21 protein-coding genes are annotated in these 19,660 nt (G+C 69.3%); 20 read left to right on the top strand and 1 reads right to left on the bottom strand.

From position 1 onward, the window contains the following. Positions 1 to 35: 35 nt before the first annotated feature. The 17 genes from ABZ552_RS05945 (at position 36) to ABZ552_RS06025 (ending at position 16,081) form a co-directional block, all read left to right on the top strand. A complete protein-coding gene (locus ABZ552_RS05945) occupies positions 36 to 1,091 on the top strand; it encodes a hydrogenase expression protein HypE (protein WP_281878763.1) in 1,056 nt (351 codons plus the stop codon). Between the two features lie 11 nt (positions 1,092 to 1,102). Further along, positions 1,103 to 2,899 carry a nickel-dependent hydrogenase large subunit gene (locus ABZ552_RS05950; protein WP_281917797.1) on the top strand — a complete coding sequence of 599 codons (1,797 nt, stop codon included), beginning with the start codon at positions 1,103 to 1,105 and terminating at the stop codon, positions 2,897 to 2,899. A 32-nt stretch (positions 2,900 to 2,931) separates the two neighbouring features. Then, positions 2,932 to 3,846, top strand: a complete 915-nt coding sequence (locus ABZ552_RS05955) for a NifU family protein (protein ID WP_281880853.1) — start codon at positions 2,932 to 2,934, stop codon at positions 3,844 to 3,846. Then, positions 3,843 to 4,478, top strand: coding sequence for a DUF5947 family protein (locus ABZ552_RS05960; protein ID WP_281878766.1), 636 nt, complete (start codon positions 3,843 to 3,845; stop codon positions 4,476 to 4,478). Before ABZ552_RS05955 ends, ABZ552_RS05960 begins: the two co-directional genes overlap by 4 nt. Then, positions 4,475 to 5,122, top strand: coding sequence for a DUF6084 family protein (locus ABZ552_RS05965; RefSeq protein WP_159838148.1), 648 nt, complete (start codon positions 4,475 to 4,477; stop codon positions 5,120 to 5,122). Before ABZ552_RS05960 ends, ABZ552_RS05965 begins: the two co-directional genes overlap by 4 nt. Next, positions 5,119 to 6,432, top strand: a complete 1,314-nt coding sequence (locus tag ABZ552_RS05970) for a hypothetical protein (protein ID WP_281917798.1) — start codon at positions 5,119 to 5,121, stop codon at positions 6,430 to 6,432. The genes ABZ552_RS05965 and ABZ552_RS05970 overlap by 4 nt, the downstream gene beginning before the upstream one ends. A gap of 154 nt (positions 6,433 to 6,586) precedes the next feature. Beyond that, positions 6,587 to 6,904: a hypothetical protein gene (locus ABZ552_RS05975; protein WP_281917799.1), complete on the top strand. Its 318-nt coding sequence runs from the start codon at positions 6,587 to 6,589 to the stop codon at positions 6,902 to 6,904. Positions 6,905 to 6,917: 13 nt separating this feature from the next. Continuing rightward, positions 6,918 to 7,391 carry a hydrogenase maturation protease gene (locus ABZ552_RS05980; RefSeq protein WP_281917800.1) on the top strand — a complete coding sequence of 158 codons (474 nt, stop codon included), beginning with the start codon at positions 6,918 to 6,920 and terminating at the stop codon, positions 7,389 to 7,391. A 3-nt stretch (positions 7,392 to 7,394) separates the two neighbouring features. Continuing rightward, entirely contained in the window at positions 7,395 to 7,637 is a 243-nt protein-coding gene (locus ABZ552_RS05985) for a HypC/HybG/HupF family hydrogenase formation chaperone (protein WP_281878775.1), read from the top strand. After that, positions 7,634 to 10,018: a carbamoyltransferase HypF gene (locus ABZ552_RS05990; protein ID WP_357435814.1), complete on the top strand. Its 2,385-nt coding sequence runs from the start codon at positions 7,634 to 7,636 to the stop codon at positions 10,016 to 10,018. The genes ABZ552_RS05985 and ABZ552_RS05990 overlap by 4 nt, the downstream gene beginning before the upstream one ends. 16 nt (positions 10,019 to 10,034) lie before the next feature. Next, positions 10,035 to 10,361: a HypC/HybG/HupF family hydrogenase formation chaperone gene (locus ABZ552_RS05995; protein WP_281878777.1), complete on the top strand. Its 327-nt coding sequence runs from the start codon at positions 10,035 to 10,037 to the stop codon at positions 10,359 to 10,361. Then, entirely contained in the window at positions 10,358 to 11,470 is a 1,113-nt protein-coding gene (gene hypD, locus ABZ552_RS06000; protein WP_281878778.1) for a hydrogenase formation protein HypD, read from the top strand. Before ABZ552_RS05995 ends, hypD begins: the two co-directional genes overlap by 4 nt. Beyond that, complete coding sequence (gene hypE, locus ABZ552_RS06005; protein ID WP_357435816.1) at positions 11,463 to 12,539, top strand: hydrogenase expression/formation protein HypE; 1,077 nt, start codon at positions 11,463 to 11,465, stop codon at positions 12,537 to 12,539. The genes hypD and hypE overlap by 8 nt, the downstream gene beginning before the upstream one ends. Positions 12,540 to 12,626: 87 nt before the next feature. Then, a complete protein-coding gene (locus ABZ552_RS06010; protein WP_281919537.1) occupies positions 12,627 to 13,697 on the top strand; it encodes a HoxN/HupN/NixA family nickel/cobalt transporter in 1,071 nt (356 codons plus the stop codon). Further along, complete coding sequence (locus tag ABZ552_RS06015; protein WP_357435818.1) at positions 13,694 to 14,440, top strand: DUF6390 family protein; 747 nt, start codon at positions 13,694 to 13,696, stop codon at positions 14,438 to 14,440. The genes ABZ552_RS06010 and ABZ552_RS06015 overlap by 4 nt, the downstream gene beginning before the upstream one ends. A gap of 691 nt (positions 14,441 to 15,131) precedes the next feature. Next, positions 15,132 to 15,641, top strand: coding sequence for a DUF2231 domain-containing protein (locus tag ABZ552_RS06020; protein WP_281878781.1), 510 nt, complete (start codon positions 15,132 to 15,134; stop codon positions 15,639 to 15,641). 29 nt (positions 15,642 to 15,670) lie between these two features. Beyond that, a complete protein-coding gene (locus tag ABZ552_RS06025; protein WP_281878782.1) occupies positions 15,671 to 16,081 on the top strand; it encodes a hypothetical protein in 411 nt (136 codons plus the stop codon). Positions 16,082 to 16,143: 62 nt separating this feature from the next. Here ABZ552_RS06025 and lexA read toward each other — a convergent pair whose 3' ends face one another. Then, entirely contained in the window at positions 16,144 to 16,797 is a 654-nt protein-coding gene (gene lexA / locus ABZ552_RS06030) for a transcriptional repressor LexA (protein WP_281880855.1), read from the bottom strand. A gap of 343 nt (positions 16,798 to 17,140) precedes the next feature. Here lexA and ABZ552_RS06035 point away from each other — a divergent pair, with 343 nt between their 5' ends. The 3 genes from ABZ552_RS06035 (at position 17,141) to nrdR (ending at position 19,660) form a co-directional block, all read left to right on the top strand. After that, complete coding sequence (locus ABZ552_RS06035) at positions 17,141 to 17,605, top strand: hypothetical protein (protein WP_281878783.1); 465 nt, start codon at positions 17,141 to 17,143, stop codon at positions 17,603 to 17,605. A gap of 125 nt (positions 17,606 to 17,730) precedes the next feature. Then, positions 17,731 to 18,984: a hypothetical protein gene (locus ABZ552_RS06040; RefSeq protein ID WP_357435821.1), complete on the top strand. Its 1,254-nt coding sequence runs from the start codon at positions 17,731 to 17,733 to the stop codon at positions 18,982 to 18,984. A 205-nt stretch (positions 18,985 to 19,189) separates the two neighbouring features. Further along, positions 19,190 to 19,660 carry a transcriptional regulator NrdR gene (gene nrdR, locus ABZ552_RS06045; RefSeq protein ID WP_281878785.1) on the top strand — a complete coding sequence of 157 codons (471 nt, stop codon included), beginning with the start codon at positions 19,190 to 19,192 and terminating at the stop codon, positions 19,658 to 19,660.

The following is a 19,660-nucleotide window of genomic DNA, read 5'->3' on the forward strand; positions in this document are numbered from 1 at the left end:
CGGCCCCCGGTGGTCCGCTGCGGAAGGTGGCGGGAATGCCCACTCAGGAAGCAGTACGAGCCGAAGAAACACTGATCCACGTGCTCTGGATCAACGCGGGACTCAGTTGTGACGGTGACTCGGTCGCCTTGACGGCGGCTACGCAGCCGAGCGTCGAAGAGATCGCCCTCGGCTCCCTCCCCGGTCTGCCCAAGATCGCCGTGCACTGGCCGCTCATCGACTTCGAGTGCGGTCCCAACGGCGGCGCCGACGATTTCCTGGAGTGGTTCTTCAAGGCCGACCGCGGGGAACTCGAACCGTTCGTCCTGGTGGTCGAGGGCTCGATCCCGAACGAGCAACTCAAGGACGAGGGCTACTGGTGCGGGTTCGGCAACAATCCCGCCACCGGCCAGCCCATGACCACCAGCGAATGGCTGGACCGTCTCGCGCCGAAGGCCACGGCCATCATCGCGGCGGGCACCTGCGCGACCTACGGCGGCATCCACGCGATGGCGGGCAACCCGACCGGTGCGATGGGCGTGCCCGACTATCTCGGCTGGGACTGGAAGAGCAAAGCTGGTATTCCGATCGTCTGCGTGCCGGGTTGCCCGATCCAGCCGGACAACATGTCGGAGACGCTCACCTACCTGCTCTACATGGCGACCGGGCAGGCGCCGATGATCCCGCTGGACGACGCGCTGCGGCCCAAGTGGTTGTTCGGGGCGACCGTGCACGAGGGCTGCGACCGCGCGGGCTACTACGAGCAGGGTGAGTTCGCCACCGAGTACGGCTCGCCGAAATGCATCGTGAAGCTGGGCTGCTGGGGGCCGGTGGTCAAGTGCAACGTTCCCAAGCGCGGCTGGATCAACGGCTTGGGCGGCTGCCCGAACGTCGGCGGAATCTGCATCGGCTGCACCATGCCGGGCTTCCCGGACAAGTTCATGCCGTTCATGGACGAACCGCCCGGCGGCAAGTTCTCGTCCACCGCATCGGGGCTCTACGGATCGGTGATCCGCAGCCTCCGTCACATCACCGGACGCACGGTCGACAAGGAGCCGCACTGGCGGCACCGGGGCCGGAAGCTGGAGACCGGCGCGACCCGCACCTGGTAGGAGGATCTCTGATGACTCAGATCATCCCGGAGCCGTCACACAAAACGATCGAGCCGGATCGTCTCGTCGAGATGGCGTGGGACCCGATCACTCGCATCGTGGGCAGCCTCGGCATCTACACCAAGATCGACTTCGAGAATCGGGAAGTGGTCGAGTGTCACAGCACCTCGTCCATCTTCCGCGGCTACTCGATTTTCATGAAGGGCAAGGACCCGCGCGACGCGCACTTCATCACCAGCCGCATCTGCGGCATCTGCGGCGACAACCACGCCACCTGTTCGTGCTACTGCCAGAACATGGCCTACGGCGTGCGCCCGCCGCACCTCGGCGAGTGGGTCGTCAACCTGGGCGAGGCCGCCGAGTACATGTTCGACCACAACATCTTCCAGGAGAACCTGGTCGGCGTGGACTACTGCGAGAAGATGGTCTCCGAGACCAACCCGGGCGTGCTGGCCAGGGCGGAGAACACCGAGGCGCCGCACGCGGGCGACCACGGGTATCGCACGATCGCCGCCATCATGCGGGCGCTCAATCCGTTCACCGGTGAGTTCTACCGGGAGGCGCTGCAGGTCAGCCGGATCACCCGGGAGATGTTCTGCCTGATGGAAGGCAGGCACGTCCATCCGTCCACGCTGTATCCCGGTGGACCCGGCACGGTCGCGACCATCCAGCTGATGACCGACTACCTGTCCCGGCTGATGCGCTACGTGGAGTTCATGAAGAAGGTCGTGCCGATGCACGACGACCTGTTCGACTTCTTCTACGAGGCGATGCCGGGCTACGAGAAGGTCGGTCTGCGTCGCACGCTGCTGGGTTGCTGGGGCTCGTTCCAGGACCCGGAGGTGTGCAATTTCGAGTACAAGGACATGGCGGACTGGGGCCGGAAGATGTTCGTCACCCCCGGCGTCGTGGTCGACGGCAAGCTGCTGACCACCTCCCTGGTCGACATCAACCTTGGCCTGCGGATCCTGCTGGGCAGCTCGTATTACGAGGACTGGACCGATCAGGAGATGTTCGTGAAGACCGATCCGCTGGGCAATCCGGTGGACCGGCGCCACCCGTGGAATCAGCACACCAATCCCCGGCCGCAGAAGCGGGACCTGGACGAGAAATACAGCTGGGTGATGTCGCCGCGCTGGTTCGACGGCACCGACCACCTCTCCCTGGACACCGGCGGCGGCCCGCTGGCGCGACTGTGGTCGACGGCGCTGGCCAACCTGATCGACATCGGTTACGTGAAGTCGACCGGCAACAGCGTGCAGATCAACCTGCCCAAGACCGCGTTGAAGGGCCCGGTCACGCTGGAGTGGAAGATCCCGGCGCATGGCAGCAACACGCTGGAGCGCAACCGCGCCCGCACCTACTTCCAGGCGTACGCGGCGGCCTGCGCGCTGCATTTCGCGGAGAAGGCGATGGCGGAGATCCGGGCCGGCCACACCAAGACCTGGGAGAAATTCGAGGTTCCCGAGGAGGGCATCGGCTGCGGCTTCACCGAGGCGGTGCGCGGCGTGCTGTCGCATCACATGGTGATCCGGGACGGCAAGATCGCCAACTACCACCCGTATCCGCCGACGCCGTGGAACGCCAGCCCGCGCGACAGCTACGGCACGCCGGGACCCTACGAGGACGCGGTGCAGGGCCAGCCGATCTTCGAGGAGAACGACCGCGAGCACTTCAAGGGCATCGACATCATGCGCACCGTGCGCAGTTTCGATCCCTGCCTGCCGTGCGGCGTGCACATGTACCTCGGCAAGGGCAAGACGCTGGAGCAACTGCACTCACCGACGCAGACGCTCACCCCCGAGTGAGGCCGCGTCGGGCGGAACGACCGGAGGTGACGGTGGAGGATCGCCCGGACGACCAGGACGACGCGACGCTCGGTGACGCCCGGTGGCGGGAAGCCGGTGACCGCATCGAGACGTTGCTGGAGGCGAGTTCGGCGGGCGGTGCGCTCGCGCGCGAGCGCGCCGAACAGCTTGTGCGCGAACTGGTCGAACTCTACGGCGCGGGCCTGACCCGCGTCGTCGGCTTGCTCGATCCGCAGGCGGTTGAGCGGTTGGCCGGCGACGATCTGGTGGCGAGCCTGCTGCTGGTGCACGGGCTGCACCCGCACGATGTGACCACCCGGGTGCGGACCGCGCTGGACAGCGTGCGCCCCTACCTCGGTTCGCACGGCGGCGACGTCCACCTGGTCGAGATAGTCGACGGGGTGGTTCGCTTGGAACTGGCGGGCAGTTGCAAGAGCTGCCCGTCCTCGTCGGTGACGCTCGAACTGGCCGTCGAGGACGCCGTCCGGGCGGCGGCGCCGGAGATCGAGTCCATCGAAGTCGTCGCCGCGCAGACGGAGTCGGCGGGGGTGATCTCCGCCGACTCGCTGTTCTCGCGCGTGCGCGCGGACGGCGCGCGGTCCGGGAGCTGGGTCGCGGTCCCCGAACTGGCCGAGCTGAGCGCGGGCGAGGTGGGTGGCTTCGCCGTCGCCGGGTCGACCGTGCTGGCCTGCCGGGTGGGCGAGGACGTGTACGCCTACCGGGACCACTGTCCCGGCTGCGACCGTTCCCTCGCCGGAGCGACGCTGGAGCGGCGAGTGGGTTTCCCGGCCGGTGACGCGGTGCTGCGGTGCCCGACCTGCCGGGCGCACTACGACGTGGTGCACGCGGGCGCCCGCGTCGACGGAGAGGGGCATCTCGACCCGCTTCCCGTGCTCGTGCGATCGGGTGAACTGTCGGTTGCGGTGCCGGTGGGGGTGCACGGGTGAGCACACCGTTCCGCGCGCTACAGCGGATCGCCGCCGACCGCAGGCCCGCGCCGCGGCCCGGCGAACGGTGCGAGATGTGCGCGGAGCCGATCGCCGATCAGCACCAGCACGTCGTGAACGTCGAGGGCAGGCAGCTGATGTGCGTGTGCCGCGGCTGCTATCTGCTGTTCGTCGACCAGCACGCGGAGCTGCGCTATCGAGCGGTGCCGGACCGGTATCTCGCGTTCCCCGGATTCACGATCAGCGAGGCGGAATGGGACGCGCTGGAGATCCCGGTGAACCTGGCGTTCTTCTTCCGCAATTCCGCGCTGGGCCGGACGGTGGCGTTCTATCCCGGGCCCGCGGGTGCGACGGAATCGGAACTGCCGCTGGAGCAGTGGAACGCGATCCTGCACCGGCATCCCGAGCTGGACGTGCTCGCTCCCGACGTGGAAGCGCTGCTGATCCGGGTGCCCGACCGCAGGACCGAGCGGGCGGCCTGCCTGCTGCTGCCGATCGACGCCTGTTACGAGTTCGTCGGCCGGATGCGGCTGCTGTGGCGTGGTTTCGACGGCGGCCAGGACGTGCACCGGTATCTGGAGCAGTTCTTCGCCGACGCGTCGGCGCGCGCGAAATCCGGTGGTGCGGCATGAGCCCGGTGTACTCGACGACGTTCGCCGTGCTCGAGATGAAACCCGAGCCGTACGCCGTCGCGCCGATCCTGTCGGCGCGCGTCGGCATCGCCGCGTTGGCGGAGGAACCCGTGCACGCCATCGCCTTGCGCGCGCAGGTGCGCATCGAACCGTTCCGCCGCGGCTATTCCGACGAGGAAGCCGTGGGGCTGGTGGATCTGTTCGGCCCGCGCGAGCGGTGGCACGAGACGCAGCGTTCGTTTCTCTGGATGCACTGCGCCACCATGGTTCCGAGCTTCACCGGCGGCGCCGAAGTGGATCTGCCGATGCCGTGCACCTACGACTTCGAGGTTTCCGGGTCGAAGTACCTGCACGCGTTGCGCGACGGTGTGGTTCCGCTGCTGTTCCTGTTCAGCGGGACCGTTTTCATCCGGGGCAGCACCGGATTCGCCATCCAGCAGATCCCGTGGGACCGCGAGGACAAGTTCGAGATGCCGGTGTCGGTGTGGCAGAACCTGATGGCCGCCTACTTCCCGAATTCCGGGTGGGTGCGGCTGCACAACGACACCCTCCGGGCGCTGGCCGCCTACAAATCCGGCCACGGCCTGCCCGGCTTCGACGACGCGGTGACCCGGCTGCTGACCAGCGCCGAGGAGACGTCGTGACCACCGCGCAAGCCCGCGCCCGCGCCGTGGCCGACGCGGTGCTCTACGAGGGCTATCTGCTCTATCCCTACCGCGCCGACGCGCGCAAGAACCAGGCGCGCTGGCAGTTCGGTGTGCTCGGGCCGCCCGGGGCCGCCGCCGCGGGCCTCGGCGAGGAATCGACGCTGTCGGCGCAGTGCCTGATCCGCCCGGGCGAGCATCCGCGACTCACCCTGACCGTTCGTTTCCTCCAGTTGCAGCGCCGCCAAGTGGTGAACGGGGACGGCGCGCCCGTCGCCGAGCTGACCGAGGGCGGGCGGTCGTGGCTGTCCTGGGATGAAGCGGTCGAGCGGGAGGTCGCCGTCGGCCCGCTCGCGCCCGGTCGCCTCGTCCACTCGCTGGACATACCGGGCGGCTCCGACATGGAGGAGATCGCCGCCCCCGCGCAGGGCACCCTCGTGCGCAGCAGACTGCCGTTGGCGGGTGAGCTGGAACTCGCCGCCGACCGGGACGACGGCTTCCTGCGGCTGACGGTCGTCCTGCGCAATGTCGGCGCGCCCGCGGCCGACCAGCGTGACGCGATCGGTCGCTCGCTGATCGGCGCGCACGTCATCGCGGAGATCACCGGCGGCGAGTTCGTCTCGCTGCTGGAGCCGCCGCCGGACGCGGTGGCCGCGGCCGCCCGCTGCGATCGGCACCGCTGCTTCCCGGTGCTCGCGGGCCCGCCCGGCGACTACAGCATGCTGCTGATCTCGCCGATCATCCTGTACGACCACCCGGAGATCGCCCAGCAGAGCGAAGGCGCGCTGTTCGACTCCACCGAGATCGACGAGATCCTCACGCTGCGGATCCTCACGATGACCGACGCGGAGAAGGCGCGGGCGCGCGCCACCGATCCGCGCGCGGCGGAGATCATCGACCGCTGCGAAGCCATGTCACCCGACGCCATGCGGCAGCTGCACGGTGTCCTGCGCGATCCACATGCCGAGGGTCCGGGGCTGATCCCGGAGATCCCGGAGGGCGTCGATTGGTGGGACCCGCTGGCCGACGGCGCCGTTCGCCCGGATGTCGACGCGGTGCCCGTCGCGGGCGTGCTCGTGCGCAGGGGCAGCCGGGTCCGGTTGCATCCGGCGCGCCGGGCCGACGCCCAGGACCTGTTCTTCGACGGACAGTGCGCGCGGGTCGTGTCGGTCCACGAGGACGTGGACGGGCAGGCGCACGTCGGGGTCGTGCTGGACGACGACCCGGCGGCCGAGCTGCACGAATGGTATGGCCGCTACCTGTATTTCGCGCCCGACGAACTGGAGCCGCTCGACGGCACCGAGGAATGAAAGGAAATCCGCTATGGAAACCGTGGGAGTGGTCTCGACGACCGTCGTCGCCGTGCTGGTGGCGGCGGGGGTGTATCTCGGCTTGCGGTCGATCCCGGATCTGCGGCGATACCTGAAGATCCGGCACATGTAGCGGCGACCGGAAAGGAGCATCATGGGTGAGCATCGCGAAGAGCCGCAGTCGGCACGTGGCGCGCCGGGTTCGCGCGACGCGGGCGCGGGCGTCGCGGCCGGAGGCCCGGCCGAACGCGAGCCGGGGCATATCGATCACGAGGAGATGACCTCCGCGCACTCGGCAGACACCAAGAAGGAGACCGAGTTCTCCTCGGAGGCCCCGCCCGCGACGGAATCGGCGGCGCCTCCCTACGACGAGCGCAAGGAGACCGCCAACGCCCCCGCGGAGACGGCGACCGGCGAGGTCGACGACGCGCGTGTCGGCGGGGCGACGACGCCCACCGAGAAAGAGGAGTGACCCGACGGCCGCGGTGCTGGTCGCCGGGATCGGCAACATCTTCCTCGGCGACGACGGATTCGGACCGGAGGTGGTACGGCGGCTGCCGCGCCACCCGGACCCGGGCGTGCGCGCGGTGGACTACGGCATCCGCGGCATGCATCTCGCCTACGACCTGCTCGATCGCTGGGACGCGCTGGTGCTGGTCGACGCGCTGCCAGACCGCGGGGCGCCCGGCCGGGTCGAGGTGTTCGGCGCCGCGCCGGAGAACACCGGCCCCGCGGCGCTGGACGCCCACGCGATGAGCCCGGACGCCGTCTTCGCCGGAGTGCGCGCGCTGGGTGGCGTGCTGCCGCCCACCGTGGTGATCGGCTGCCAGGTCGCCTGCGCCGAAGAGGGCATCGGTCTGTCGGAGCCGGTCGCGGCGGCGGTGGACGAGGCGGTCGCGGCGGTGGGCGACGTGGTCGCCGCGTTGCTCCCGCGGGCCACAGCAGAACAGGAGGACTGACCGATGTGTCTGGGCATCCCGGGACGGGTGATGGCGATTCCCGACGGCTACCACGGCCAGATCGCGCTGGTCGACGTGTCCGGCGAGCAGCGAAAGGTGAACATCGGTCTGCTCGACGAGGATCCGGCGCGGCCGGGTGACTGGGTGATCATCCACATGGGCTTCGCGGTGGAGAAGACCGACGAGGCAGGGGCCGCGGCGGCGCTGGACGGACTGCGCCTGTTGCAACACGGGGACCAGCTATGACCACGGAGCGGCTACGGCGTCGTCTGGTGGTGCGCGGTGTGGTCCAAGGGGTCGGCTTCCGGCCGTTCGTCTACACCACCGCCGCCGAACTGGCACTGTCCGGCAGTGTCGGCAACGACAGCGGCGGCGTCGTCATCGAGATCGAGGGAGCCCCCGCGGATCTCGACGAGTTCGCCGCGCGGCTGCGCGTGCGGCCGCCGCCCCTGGCGGTGGTCGAATCGGTCGAGCAGGCCGACATCCCGGCGCGCGGTGGCACCGGATTCCACATCGCGGGCACCACGCGCGACGGCGTCGGTCGCACGCTGGCTTCGCCCGACGTCGCTCTGTGCGCCGACTGCGAACGCGAGTTGCGCGATCCGGGAAACCGCCGCTATCGCCACCCGTTCGTCAACTGCACCAACTGCGGTCCGCGTTTCACCATCATCGCGAGCCTGCCCTACGACCGCGAGCGGACGTCGATGGCCGACTTCGCCATGTGCGACCGGTGCGCGCGGGAGTACACCGATCCGGCGGACCGCCGTTTCCACGCGCAGCCGATCGCCTGCCCCGAGTGCGGTCCCACCCTCGCGTATACGGGACCGGGAGGCGGTGAGCCGCTGGCGGCGGCGCGGCAACTGCTGCGCGCCGGCGGCATCCTGGCGGTCAAAGGCATCGGCGGCTACCACCTCGCCTGCGACGCCACCGACGAGGCGGCCGTGGCCGAGTTGCGCAGACGCAAGCGCCGCGGGGACAAGCCGTTCGCGGTGATGGTGCCGGATCTCGCCACGGCACGGGCCGTAGTCGCCGTCGACGATGCCGCCGCCACACTGCTGACCAGCCCGGCTCGCCCCATCGTGCTGCTCGCTCGCCGGTCCGCGCCCGAGCGGAGCCCCTCAGCCGCCGATCCCGGAGGCACCGCCGAGCCGGGCGGAGACGCTGTGCCGGACGGAGACGCTGTGCCGGACGGCGGCGCGGCGCAGTCACCCGCGCCGGTCCCCGCTCCTTCGGTGGCGCCCGGCAACCCGGACCTGGGCGTCATGCTCGCGTATACGCCGTTGCACCTGCTGCTGTTCGGCCTGCCCGGCGATCCGCCCGGACCGCAGGTGCTGGTGATGACCTCGGGCAATCTCGGTGGCGAGCCGATCTGCTATCAGGACGACGACGCCCGCACCCGCCTCGCCGGTCTGGCCGACGGCTGGCTGTCGCACAACCGGCGCATCCTGGTGCCTTGCGACGACTCGGTGGTGCGTTCGCTCGGCGGCCGCGAACTGCCGGTCCGGCGCTCGCGCGGCTACGCGCCGCTGCCGCTGCTGCTTCCGGTGCCGCTGCCGCCGACGCTCGCGGTCGGCGCCGATCTCAAGAACACCTGCGCGATGGCCGATGGCCGCTACGCCTGGCTGAGCCAGCACATCGGCGATATGGACGACCTGGCGACGCTGCGCTCCTTCGACGCCGCGCAGCGCCATCTCGGGGAACTCACCGCGGTACACCCGGTGCAGCTGGTCGCCGACGCGCATCCCGGCTACCGCTCGGCCGCGTGGGCGCGCCGGAACGCGGGCGAGCGGCCTCTGTACACCGTCCAGCACCATCACGCGCACATCGCCGCCGTCATGGGCGAGCACGGTCTCGGCGCTAGCGAACAGGTGGTCGGCATCGCATTCGACGGCACCGGATTCGGGCCGGACGGCGCGGTATGGGGCGGCGAGGTCATGCTCGCGGGCTACAAGGGCTATCGGCGCCTGGCCCATCTGAAATACGTGCCGCTGGCGGGCGGCGATCTCGCGGTGCGCAGGCCATACCGCATGGCGCTGGCTCATCTGCGGGCCGCCGGGATCAACTGGGCCGACGATATCCCCGCGGTCGCGGCATGTCCGCCGGCCGAGCGTTCGGTGCTGGCCCACCAGTTCCGGACCGGTCTGGGTTGTGCGCCCACGTCGAGCATGGGCCGGTTGTTCGACGCGGTGTCCTCGCTGTGCGGCGTGCGGCACGTCGTCGACTACGAAGCACAGGCAGCGATCGAACTGGAGGGACTGTCCCGCTCCGGCGCCGAAGGCGCCACCGCCTACCGGTTCCCGCTCGGTGACGGTGATCCCGCCGTGATCGATCCCGCACCGGTGCTCGCGGGCGTGGTCGCCGACGTTCGCGCGGGCGAGCCCGCACGGGTGGTGGGCGCGCGTTTCCACGCCGCCGTCGCCCGGCTGACACTCGAACTCGCGACGCGCTACGCCGCCCCGGCGCAGATCGTCGCCCTGTCCGGCGGCGTCTTCCAGAACGCGCTGCTGCTCGCGCGATCGTGCGCGCTGCTGCGCGACAACGGCTTCACCGTGATCACCCATCGCCGGCTGCCACCCAACGACGGCGGCCTCGCGTTCGGGCAACTCCTCGCGTGCAGCGAGGGATGAGCGAAGGAGAGCAACGATGTGTCTTGCGGTACCAGGCAAAGTGCTCAGCCTGCACGAGCGGGACGGCACGCTGATGTCTGTCGTCGACTTCGGCGGCGTGCACAAAGACGTGTGCCTGCAATACATCCCGGACGCGGCGGTGGGTGACTACGTCGTCGTCCACGTCGGCTTCGCGATCCAGCGGCTGGACGAGGAATCCGCGTTGCGGACCCTGGCCGAGTTCGAGCACCTCGGCGTACTGAACGAGGAATTCGGCGACGGTTTCGCCATCGCCGCGAAGCAGGCGGGCCTGGACAATCCCGCCATCGAGTCGTCACGCGAGGAACCGGAGGCCCGGTCATGAAGTATCTGGACGAATTCAGCAATCCCGAGCTGGCCCGGCGCCTGCTCGACCGCATCCGCGCTACCACCAGCCGCCGCTGGGCGATCATGGAAGTCTGCGGCGGACAAACCCATTCGATCATCCGCCACGGCATCGACCAGCTGCTGCCCGATCAGATCGAGATGATCCACGGCCCCGGTTGCCCGGTCTGCGTCACCCCGCTCGAAGTGATCGACAAGGCGCTGGAGATCGCCGCGCGACCGGGCGTGATCTTCTGCTCGTTCGGCGACATGCTGCGCGTGCCCGGCAGCGCAAAGGACCTGTTCCGGGTGAAGAGCGAGGGCGGTGACGTCCGGGTGGTGTACTCGCCGCTGGACGCGCTGAACCTGGCCAAGGAGAACCCGGACCGCGAAGTGGTGTTCTTCGGCATCGGTTTCGAGACCACCGCGCCGGCCAACGCGATGACGGTGTACCAGGCGAAGCGCCTGGGGATCCGGAACTTCTCGCTGCTGGTGTCGCATGTGCTGGTCCCGCCCGCCATCGCCGCGATCATGGAATCGCCGACCTGCCGGGTGCAGGGCTTCCTCGCCGCCGGGCACGTCTGCACCGTGATGGGCACCGACGAGTACCCGCCGCTGGCCGAGCAGTACAAGGTGCCGATGGTGGTCACCGGATTCGAGCCGCTGGACATCCTGGAGGGCATCCGCCGCACCGTGCTGCAGCTGGAATCGGGCAGGCACGAGCTGGAGAACGCCTACCCCCGCGCCGTGTCCGCGGCGGGCAATCCCGCGGCGAAGGCCATGCTGCAGGACGTCTTCGAGGTCACCGACCGGGGTTGGCGTGGCATCGGCGTCATCCCGCGCAGCGGCTGGCGGCTGTCGGACCGCTATCGGGAGTTCGACGCCGAACACCGCTTCGCCGTCGGCGATCTGCACACCGCCGAGTCGACCATCTGCCGCTCCGGTGAGGTGTTGCAGGGATTGATCAAACCGCACGAGTGCGCCGCCTTCGGCAAGGAGTGCACGCCGCGTAACCCGCTGGGCGCCACCATGGTGTCCTCTGAAGGCGCGTGCGCCGCCTACTACCTGTACCGGCGCCTGGATCTGCCCGCGGAGGTGGCCCATGCCTGAGGAAGGCGCCGCCCCCGTGACGATCGACATGGCGGGCTGGGTCTGCCCGATGCCGCTGCGGGATTCGCCGAACATCGTGATGGGGCACGGCGGCGGCGGAGCGATGTCCGGCGAGCTGATCGAGCATCTGTTCCTGCCCGCGTTCGGCTCGGCCGCGCACGCGGACCTCGGCGACTCCGCGGTGGTCACACTGGACGGCGCGCGCCTGGCCTTCTCCACCGATTCGTTCGTGGTGAAGCCGATCGTGTTCCCGGGCGGCACCATCGGCGAACTCGCGGTCAACGGCACGGTGAACGATCTGGCCATGGCCGGAGCGCGGCCGATGGTGCTGTCCACCGCGTTCATCCTGGAGGAGGGCACCGCGCTGGCCGACATCGCGCGCATCGCGCAGGCGGTCGGCACCGCCGCCCTCGCGGCGGAAGTCCAGCTGGTCACCGGGGACACCAAGGTCGTGGACGCCGGACACGGTGACGGGATCTACATCAACACCGCCGGAATCGGTGTGGTTGCCCCCGGCGTGGGCATCCGGCCGCAGCGCGCGGCACCGGGCGATGTGGTGCTGGTCAGCGGCGACATCGGTGTGCACGGCGTCGCGGTGCTCAGCTGCCGCGAAGGTCTGGAGTTCGGCACCACCGTGCTCAGCGATACCGCGCCGCTGCACGGCTTGGTCGCGGCGATGCTGGCCACCGGCGCCGACGTGCATGTGCTGCGCGATCCCACCCGCGGTGGCGTCGCGGCCTCGCTGAACGAGATCGCCCGCGCCGCACAGGTCGGCATATCGCTGGACGAGCGGCAACTCCCCGTGCCCGACGGCGTGCGCGACGCCTGCGGTCTGCTCGGTCTGGACCCGATGTACGTGGCCAACGAGGGCAAATTGCTGGCGTTCGTACCGCCCGAGAACGCCGATCGCGTGCTCGCGGCGATGCGGGAACACCCGCTGGGCGCACAGGCCGCCGAGATCGGCCGGTGCGTCGCCGAACATCCCGGCATGGTCGTCGCCCGCACGGCGCTCGGCGGGACGCGGGTGGTGGATCTGCCCGCGGGCGAGCAACTGCCGCGCATCTGCTGACGGCGGACCAGGATCGGCTCGGAGCCGGAAGGCGAGGTGGGAATCATCGTTCGGATCGCCGACACCCCCGCGGCGGCCCGCGTCCCGCTGGACGGACGGCAGCGGCGCGGCGTCGCCGGGATGGCGTCGGTCGTGGTCGCACTGCACGCGCTCGGGTGGTCCGCGCTGCTGCTGCTCGTGGTCCCCGGCGGATACCTGGTGGACGGCGCGGTATTCGGCGTGGGTCTCGGGATCACCGCCTACACGCTCGGGATGCGGCACGCGTTCGACGCCGACCACATCGCCGCCATCGACAACACCACCCGCAAGTTGGTCGCGGACGGACGCAAGCCGCTGTCGGTCGGGTTCTGGTTCTCCCTCGGGCACTCCACCATCGTTTTCGTCCTCGTCGCGCTGCTGGCGTTCGGCGTCAAGGCGCTCGCGGGAAACCTGCGCGACGAGGACTCCGAGCTGCACCGATGGACCGGTGTGCTGGGTACCGGTATCTCCGGAACCTTCCTGCTCGCCATCGGCCTGTTGAATCTGGTCTCGCTGATCGGCATCTGGCGGGTGTTCCGCGGGATGCGCCGCGGAACTTGCGGCGAGGCCGCGGTGCGGCAGCGGTTGGACGACCGCGGCGCCCTGCAGCGGGTGATCGGACCGCTCACCAGGGCCGTGCGGGAGCCGTGGCAGATGTACCCGGTCGGGCTGTTGTTCGGACTCGGCTTCGACACCGTCACCGAGGTGAGCCTCCTGGTGATCGCGGGCGGCGCGGCGGCGACCGACCTGCCGTGGTACGCGATCCTCGTCCTGCCGGTGTTGTTCTCGGCGGGAATGACGCTGTTCGACGCGCTGGATGGCGCGTTCATGAACTACGCGTACGGGTGGGCCATCGCGGGGCCGCTGCGCAGCGTCTACTACAACATCGTCGTCACGGGTCTGTCGGTTCTCGTGGCCCTGGTTATCGGCGCGCAGGAGATGATCTCCGTGCTGACCGACGAGCTGGGCATCGCCGACGGTCCACTGGCCTGGGTCGGCGGATGGGATCTCGGCGCCATGGGGTTCGTCATCGCCGGGCTGTTCGTGCTCACCTGGGCGGTGGCGGTCGCGGTGTGGCGCTTCGGCCGGCTCGAGCAGCGGTGGTCCGTCGAGCACCTGGGCGAAAGGCCGAGCCGATGACCGGCAGCGGCGCGGAGATGTTCGCCCGGTACGCCTATGCGCCCAATCGGCTCGGCTACTGCGGTCCGCCCGACGCGGCCGCGCTGCGGGACGGGTCGGACGACCAGGTGCGCGCGGTGGCGCGCCGGTTCACCGGCGCGTGGCCCTACCTGCGCGTGATGGCGCGGATGACCGGCATCGCCGATCCGCTGGACCGCCGCCTCGTCGAGTCCTATTGGCTGGGCGGTGGCGTCGGCGCGGCACTGGACCCGGGCGAGTTCACCGCGGAACTGCTGGCGCTGCTCGGCCCGGTGGCAGGCGGGTACTGGACGCACCTGACGCAGCAATTGGCCGAGGAGGCTGCGGCGAACCATTGCTTCCACGTCTTCGGCGTGTACCCGTGGTCCCGCTTGCTCCGGCACGGCAACGGACATCCACTGCACGTGCTCGACAGTTGCCGGATCACCTGGGGAACAGTCTTCGACCGCAGCGGTGCGGAAGTCGCGCTGCGCTGTCGCACGCTCGATTGGGACGGAGAGTGTCTCGCGCTGCACACCGAGACTGTGCGAACCCTCGCGATCCGGGTGGACGGGTACGCGGCGTTGCCCGACGTCGCGCTAGGGGAGCAGGTCGCGGTGCATTGGGGGCGGCTGTGCGGGCGGCTGGACGATGCTCAGGTGCGTGCCCTGGAGGCGGCGACGCTACGTCAGCTGGAGGTCACCAACCGGCGCCTGGCCGAGCGACGCAACCCGGCGACCAGGTGACGGATCGAGCGGCGGCACGGCATGCGCCCGCCATGACCGCCGAAGCCGTGAAGCGGAGCGTGACCCCCCTTTTCTCGAAGGCGACGAGGGCCCCGGAGAAATGGCTTCCCGGCCGCCGTATAGGTGAATGACGAGGCGCTTCTCCATGTTTCGCCGGACCCCTCGCGGCGTATAATGAATATGGCTGTCGAGCCCGACCGCGAGGAGTAACACGTGTATTCGCCGGTGGTTGTCGGGGCGAAAAATCATTTCTACCCGGAAATCTTTATCCGGGTGATTTCGACGGCGTACCTGCGTGTTCCTCGTCATGGCGGCCGACGGCCCAGCTGCGCCCCCATGTCATGCGCGAAGGGAGGTGAACTACCGTGATGGATCAGATGATGGGGATGGCACGCGACTGGTGGAACCGCATGTTCCCCGGCATGCCGATGCCGATGCTGCCGATGATGCCGATGATGTCGTAGCAGCGCCACCGAACGGAAAACACGGCGAGTTCCTGCTACCGTCTATATGCGATGTGCAATTCATGCACGGCAGTACGGATGATTTCGTAATCGACCGCACTCGATTCGCCATTCGCCACACATAGCGCGATATCCGTCGGCCCCGTATCCGCGCCGCGCAATGCCGCGGCGCGATGGACGGGTTCCGTGGTGTCGGCGAATGGCGACGCGATCCAGCGAGGTGCGCTATGACCGCAGATCCGCGACAGGCGAAGCGGCCGGTCAGTGCCGTGCTGGCCGGTCCGTACGGGCATCCGTTCCATCCCATCTTGGTCACCGTCCCGATCGGCGCCTGGGTCGCCAGTTTCGTGTTCGACCTCGCGTCCCGATTCGTCGACGATCCGGACTTCCTGGTCGAGGGATCGTCGTGGTTGATCGCGATCGGCGTGCTGGGCGCCTTGGCCGCCGCGACGATCGGGTTCCTCGATCTGCTCGCGATCCCCACCGGTACGCCTGCCTTCCGCACCGGTTTGCTGCACATGACCCTCAACCTGCTCGTGACCGCTGTCTACGCGGTCGGCTTCGTCTGGCGGCAGGGCGCCGACAAGGCGGTCGCGGTCCCGGCCGGGCCGTTGGTGCTGTCGGCGGTCGGTCTGATGATATTGGCGATATCCGGGTATCTCGGCGGCAAGCTGGCCTATCACTACGGCGTGCGAGTCGCCGACGAAACCACCCAGGCCGGCGGCTTCACCCACTGAATCCCTGCTCATCTGTCAGGAGGCACACCATGGGCATCGCCGCATTGATCTTCTGGCTCCTCACCGCGGGCGGCGGTTTCTTCCTGCTCGGCACGTGGATCGCCCGAGGCGGCACGCGTCAGCCGAATTCGACCCAGCTGCCGCCGCCGGTCCTGTTCGGTCACTTCGCGCTCGCCGTGGCCGGTCTGATCGTCTGGATCGTCTACCTCGCCGTCGACAGCACGGCGCTGGCCTGGACCGCGTTCGTCTTGCTGATCCCGGTCGCGCTCCTCGGGTTCGCGATGCTGCTGCGCTGGATCCCCGTCTACCGGGACCGTTCGGCCGGAAGGACCGAACCTCCCGAGGGACACTTTCCCGTTGCCGTCGTCGCGGGTCACGGCGTACTCGCCGTGACGACTGTCGTGCTGGTGTTCCTTACCGCGCTCGGCGTCGGGAGCTGACCCCGGCCGAGCGGCCGCCGGCCGCGTCAGCGTGGCCGGCGGTCGCTCGTCGTGCCGGACCGTCAGATCTTGCGAATGACCGTGACGACCTTGCCCAGGATCTGGGCGTCGTTACCGGGGATCGGCTCGAACACCGGATTGTGCGGCATCAGCCAGACGTCCTTGCCGGTGCGCTTGAAAGTCTTCACCGTGGCCTCGCCGTCGATCATCGCCGCGACGATATCGCCGTTGTCGGCGACGTTCTGCTGCCGCACGACCACCCAGTCGCCGTCGCAGATCGCCGCGTCGATCATGGACTGACCGACGACCTTCAGCAGGAACAGCGAACCGTCGCCGACCAGTTCGCGCGGCAGCGGGAAGACGTCCTCCACGGCCTGTTCGGCCAGAATCGGGCCACCGGCGGCGATGCGACCGAGCACCGGGACGAAGGTGGGGACCGGACGGTCCACCTCGACGGCGATCTCGCCGTCGTCGACCGCGGCGACCGGCAGGCTGGTCACCGACCGCACCACCTCGTCCAGGCCCCGGACGTCCACGGCGCGGGGCCGATTCGGATCGCGGCGCAGGTAGCCCTTGCGCTCCAGGGCGCGCAGCTGATGAGCGACCGACGAAGTGGACGTGAGGCCGACGGCGTCACCGATCTCCCGGATGCTCGGCGGGTAACCGCGCTCGCTCACCGAGGTGCGGATCACCTCGAGCACTTTGCGCTGACGCACGGTGAGATCCGCCCCGCTACCCGCCGCGTCGGCGCCGCTTTCGGTCTCGTCACCCGTGTCGTCCGTCTGCCTCACCGCAACCGCCCTTTCCTGCTGTGCCAGGCCGGTCCGTGCCCGGCATGTGTCTCGATGGCCCGTCGAATCTTCGGTTCTTCGAATCTAGTCCGGTCGCGCCGCTGGATCAAACATCTGTTCGACGCATGTCGGGTGTTGGTGCTGACTTTGTCACCGCGCCGTGGTAGAAATCGAACACCAGTTCTTCGAACACTTGAGCGAATCCGCTCGGAACACATGTTCGAACAGCTCGAACGGCGACGGAGCACCCACCACGGAGGTTTGTCCGATGAGCACTGCGATCAGCGATGTCACCCTGTCCCTCGGCGCGTCGGTCGCGAAATCCGAGCGCCGCGCCGCCGATCCGGGTCCGGCGGACGATCTCGGGTACGAGGCCGCGCGGCGATTGGTGCGCGATGGTGCCCGCTCTCGCGCGCTGACGCCCGCGCACCGGTCCGCGGTCGATCGGCGCCCGCCCGGCGCGCGTCCCGGTGCGGGCATGGTCGCTTACGACCGCGGATCACGCGCGTTCGCGCAGGGGCGCGCCCGCGGCGCTCATCCGATGCGGCGTGTCGAGCAAGCACAGGTCGGCTTCGCGGTCCTCGCCGTCACCGCGTTGATCACCGCCGTGATCGTGGTGGGGCTGATCGCCATGGCGCATGTGCGGGCGGGTGAGTGGGGTGGCGGCTCCGTCCGGCCCGCGCCCGCGGTGGTGGACGGTTCGGGCGTGTCCGGCGGCGGCGATTCGCGCTGAGTGCAAGGAAATTCGGCCATTTGGACCGGCCGTAATTGTGGATCCGCAAACTAGAACGTGTTGCTACCGTGCTGAAGACCTGATCCGGGCAACACCGCCCGAACGACGCCGGGACCTTTCAGCACATGACTTTCCGCACCTCGGGCCGCACGGTTCGCGGCTACCTCCGCGTAGCGGCCTTGTTCCTCTGTCTCGTCTTCGCTGCGGGCGCAGTGTCCACGGCCCGGGCCGAACCCGCGTACGCGGCGTATCTCGACCTCCCGTCCGTCAACGGTGACGGCGCGGGGGCGGGCGGGCTCGATCCCGCTCTGCCGCTGGACGAATCCGGCCTCGCCGAGGCGTTGCGTCAGGCACGGGCCGACGGCGTGGCGCCGCGCCGGTACGCGACGCTGCTGCATCAGTACTGGCTGGTGGTCGCCACCCGCAACGCCGACATCGATCTGGCTGCTTGGGATCCCGGTCGCGGCCCGCACGCGAACGAACGCATCTTCAACCAGGTGTACGTCAATTATCTGCGGCTGGCTACCCGGCATCCGGAGTTCTACTGGGCGGGGCTGGCCGGTATCGCGGGCGGATCGTTCGCCTCCGGATTCTTCGACATGGGTGATGTGGGCGTCGTGCTGGACGTGCCGGGCATCCATCAATTCGGCAAGGCGGTCGCCGATCTGCTGCGCGCCACGCCGCCGGAATTGGCGCGTGCGCTGCCCGAGGACATCCGGCTGCTCGCCACCGAGGGCTCCCGGCTGAGCGCCGCGGACGTCGCCTGGTATCAGACGCGCCTGATGATCATGCAGAAGCACATCTTCACGGATCTGGTGCCGATGCACGAGGCGTACGTCGCGCTGGGCATGCGTGGGATCGAGGAGATGTATGCGGCTGGCCTGCTCGACGACGACCTGCGGACCGCCTGGCGGTCGATCGCCTCGGGCACCCGAGACGGTTACGTCGACGCGCTGATCCGGATGACCGACCGGGAGCAGAACCGCGTCGTCGCCGACCAATGGGACGAGACCTCGGCGGGCCGTGCGCCGATCGGCCGCGTGCTGACCTACGTCAGCACCGTGGCGGGAAAGCCCGGAGTCCCGGGCGTCCGCGCGCCCGGCGTGTTCGCCCCAACGGTGGTCAGCGCCGACGTAGGAGGCCGCAGCCTCGCGCTGCGCGTCCCGCTGCCCGGCTTCAACTGGGCCGACCGAGACACGCGATGGAACTACATCACCGGCGACCTGGTGCCCCGTCACATCGATCTGGAGACCGACCCGGCACTGGCCGGTGCCGTCCTCGGCGAGGCGTTCTTGGGCAAACTCGCCCGCGGCCGCCTCGCCGCCCGGTTGCCGGATCTGCTCGCCGATCTGACCGCGCACTGGCAGATCTCCGGATGATCGCCCCGCGTCCGATAGCCGGGTGAGTGCGACAATCCGGAAACTCGGACGGGTATCCTCGAAGTGTTATGCAGGTATTCCGCGTGTCGTACGAGGAATACCTGGTGCCGGGGTATAGACCTCTGTACACGGGCTCGCCGGACCGATCACCGCGATCGGCGTCCGGTCCGGACGCGAGCACGCGCATCGACGAAGGATTTCTCGGATGCATTGCCCGTTCTGCCGACATCCCGACTCCCGGGTGGTGGACTCGCGCGAGGCCGACGAAGGCGCGGCCATCCGCCGCCGTCGCGCCTGCCCGCAGTGTGGGCGGCGGTTCACCACGGTGGAGACCGCCATCCTGTCGGTGGTCAAGCGCAGCGGCGTCACCGAGCCGTTCAGCCGCGAGAAGGTCATCCGGGGTGTGCGCCGGGCCTGCCAAGGTCGTGAAGTCGACGACGACGCGCTGAACCTGCTCGCGCAGCAGGTGGAGGACGCGGTGCGGGCCAAGGGGTCGCCCGAGGTGCCCAGCCACGAGGTGGGCCTGGCCATCCTGGGTCCGCTGCGTGACTTGGACGAGGTGGCCTACCTGCGGTTCGCGTCGGTCTACCGGTCGTTCACCTCGGCCGAGGACTTCGAACGCGAGATCCAGGAGATGCGCCGGGCGCGCGCCGAAGCGCTGTCGGCCGCCGACTGA

The sequence above is a fragment of the Nocardia sp. NPDC019219 genome, assembly GCF_040632645.1.
GTDB lineage: Bacteria > Actinomycetota > Actinomycetes > Mycobacteriales > Mycobacteriaceae > Nocardia > Nocardia sputorum.

Coding starts and splice junctions, on each gene's coding strand:
- ABZ552_RS05945 (WP_281878763.1), top strand. CDS start 36: ATGCCCACTCAGGAAGCAGTACGAGCCGAAGAAACACTGATCCACGTG.
- ABZ552_RS05950 (WP_281917797.1), top strand. CDS start 1,103: ATGACTCAGATCATCCCGGAGCCGTCACACAAAACGATCGAGCCGGAT.
- ABZ552_RS05965 (WP_159838148.1), top strand. CDS start 4,475: ATGAGCCCGGTGTACTCGACGACGTTCGCCGTGCTCGAGATGAAACCC.
- ABZ552_RS05975 (WP_281917799.1), top strand. CDS start 6,587: ATGGGTGAGCATCGCGAAGAGCCGCAGTCGGCACGTGGCGCGCCGGGT.
- ABZ552_RS05985 (WP_281878775.1), top strand. CDS start 7,395: ATGTGTCTGGGCATCCCGGGACGGGTGATGGCGATTCCCGACGGCTAC.
- ABZ552_RS05990 (WP_357435814.1), top strand. CDS start 7,634: ATGACCACGGAGCGGCTACGGCGTCGTCTGGTGGTGCGCGGTGTGGTC.
- ABZ552_RS05995 (WP_281878777.1), top strand. CDS start 10,035: ATGTGTCTTGCGGTACCAGGCAAAGTGCTCAGCCTGCACGAGCGGGAC.
- hypD (WP_281878778.1), top strand. CDS start 10,358: ATGAAGTATCTGGACGAATTCAGCAATCCCGAGCTGGCCCGGCGCCTG.
- hypE (WP_357435816.1), top strand. CDS start 11,463: ATGCCTGAGGAAGGCGCCGCCCCCGTGACGATCGACATGGCGGGCTGG.
- ABZ552_RS06015 (WP_357435818.1), top strand. CDS start 13,694: ATGACCGGCAGCGGCGCGGAGATGTTCGCCCGGTACGCCTATGCGCCC.
- ABZ552_RS06020 (WP_281878781.1), top strand. CDS start 15,132: ATGACCGCAGATCCGCGACAGGCGAAGCGGCCGGTCAGTGCCGTGCTG.
- ABZ552_RS06025 (WP_281878782.1), top strand. CDS start 15,671: ATGGGCATCGCCGCATTGATCTTCTGGCTCCTCACCGCGGGCGGCGGT.
- ABZ552_RS06035 (WP_281878783.1), top strand. CDS start 17,141: ATGAGCACTGCGATCAGCGATGTCACCCTGTCCCTCGGCGCGTCGGTC.
- ABZ552_RS06040 (WP_357435821.1), top strand. CDS start 17,731: ATGACTTTCCGCACCTCGGGCCGCACGGTTCGCGGCTACCTCCGCGTA.
- nrdR (WP_281878785.1), top strand. CDS start 19,190: ATGCATTGCCCGTTCTGCCGACATCCCGACTCCCGGGTGGTGGACTCG.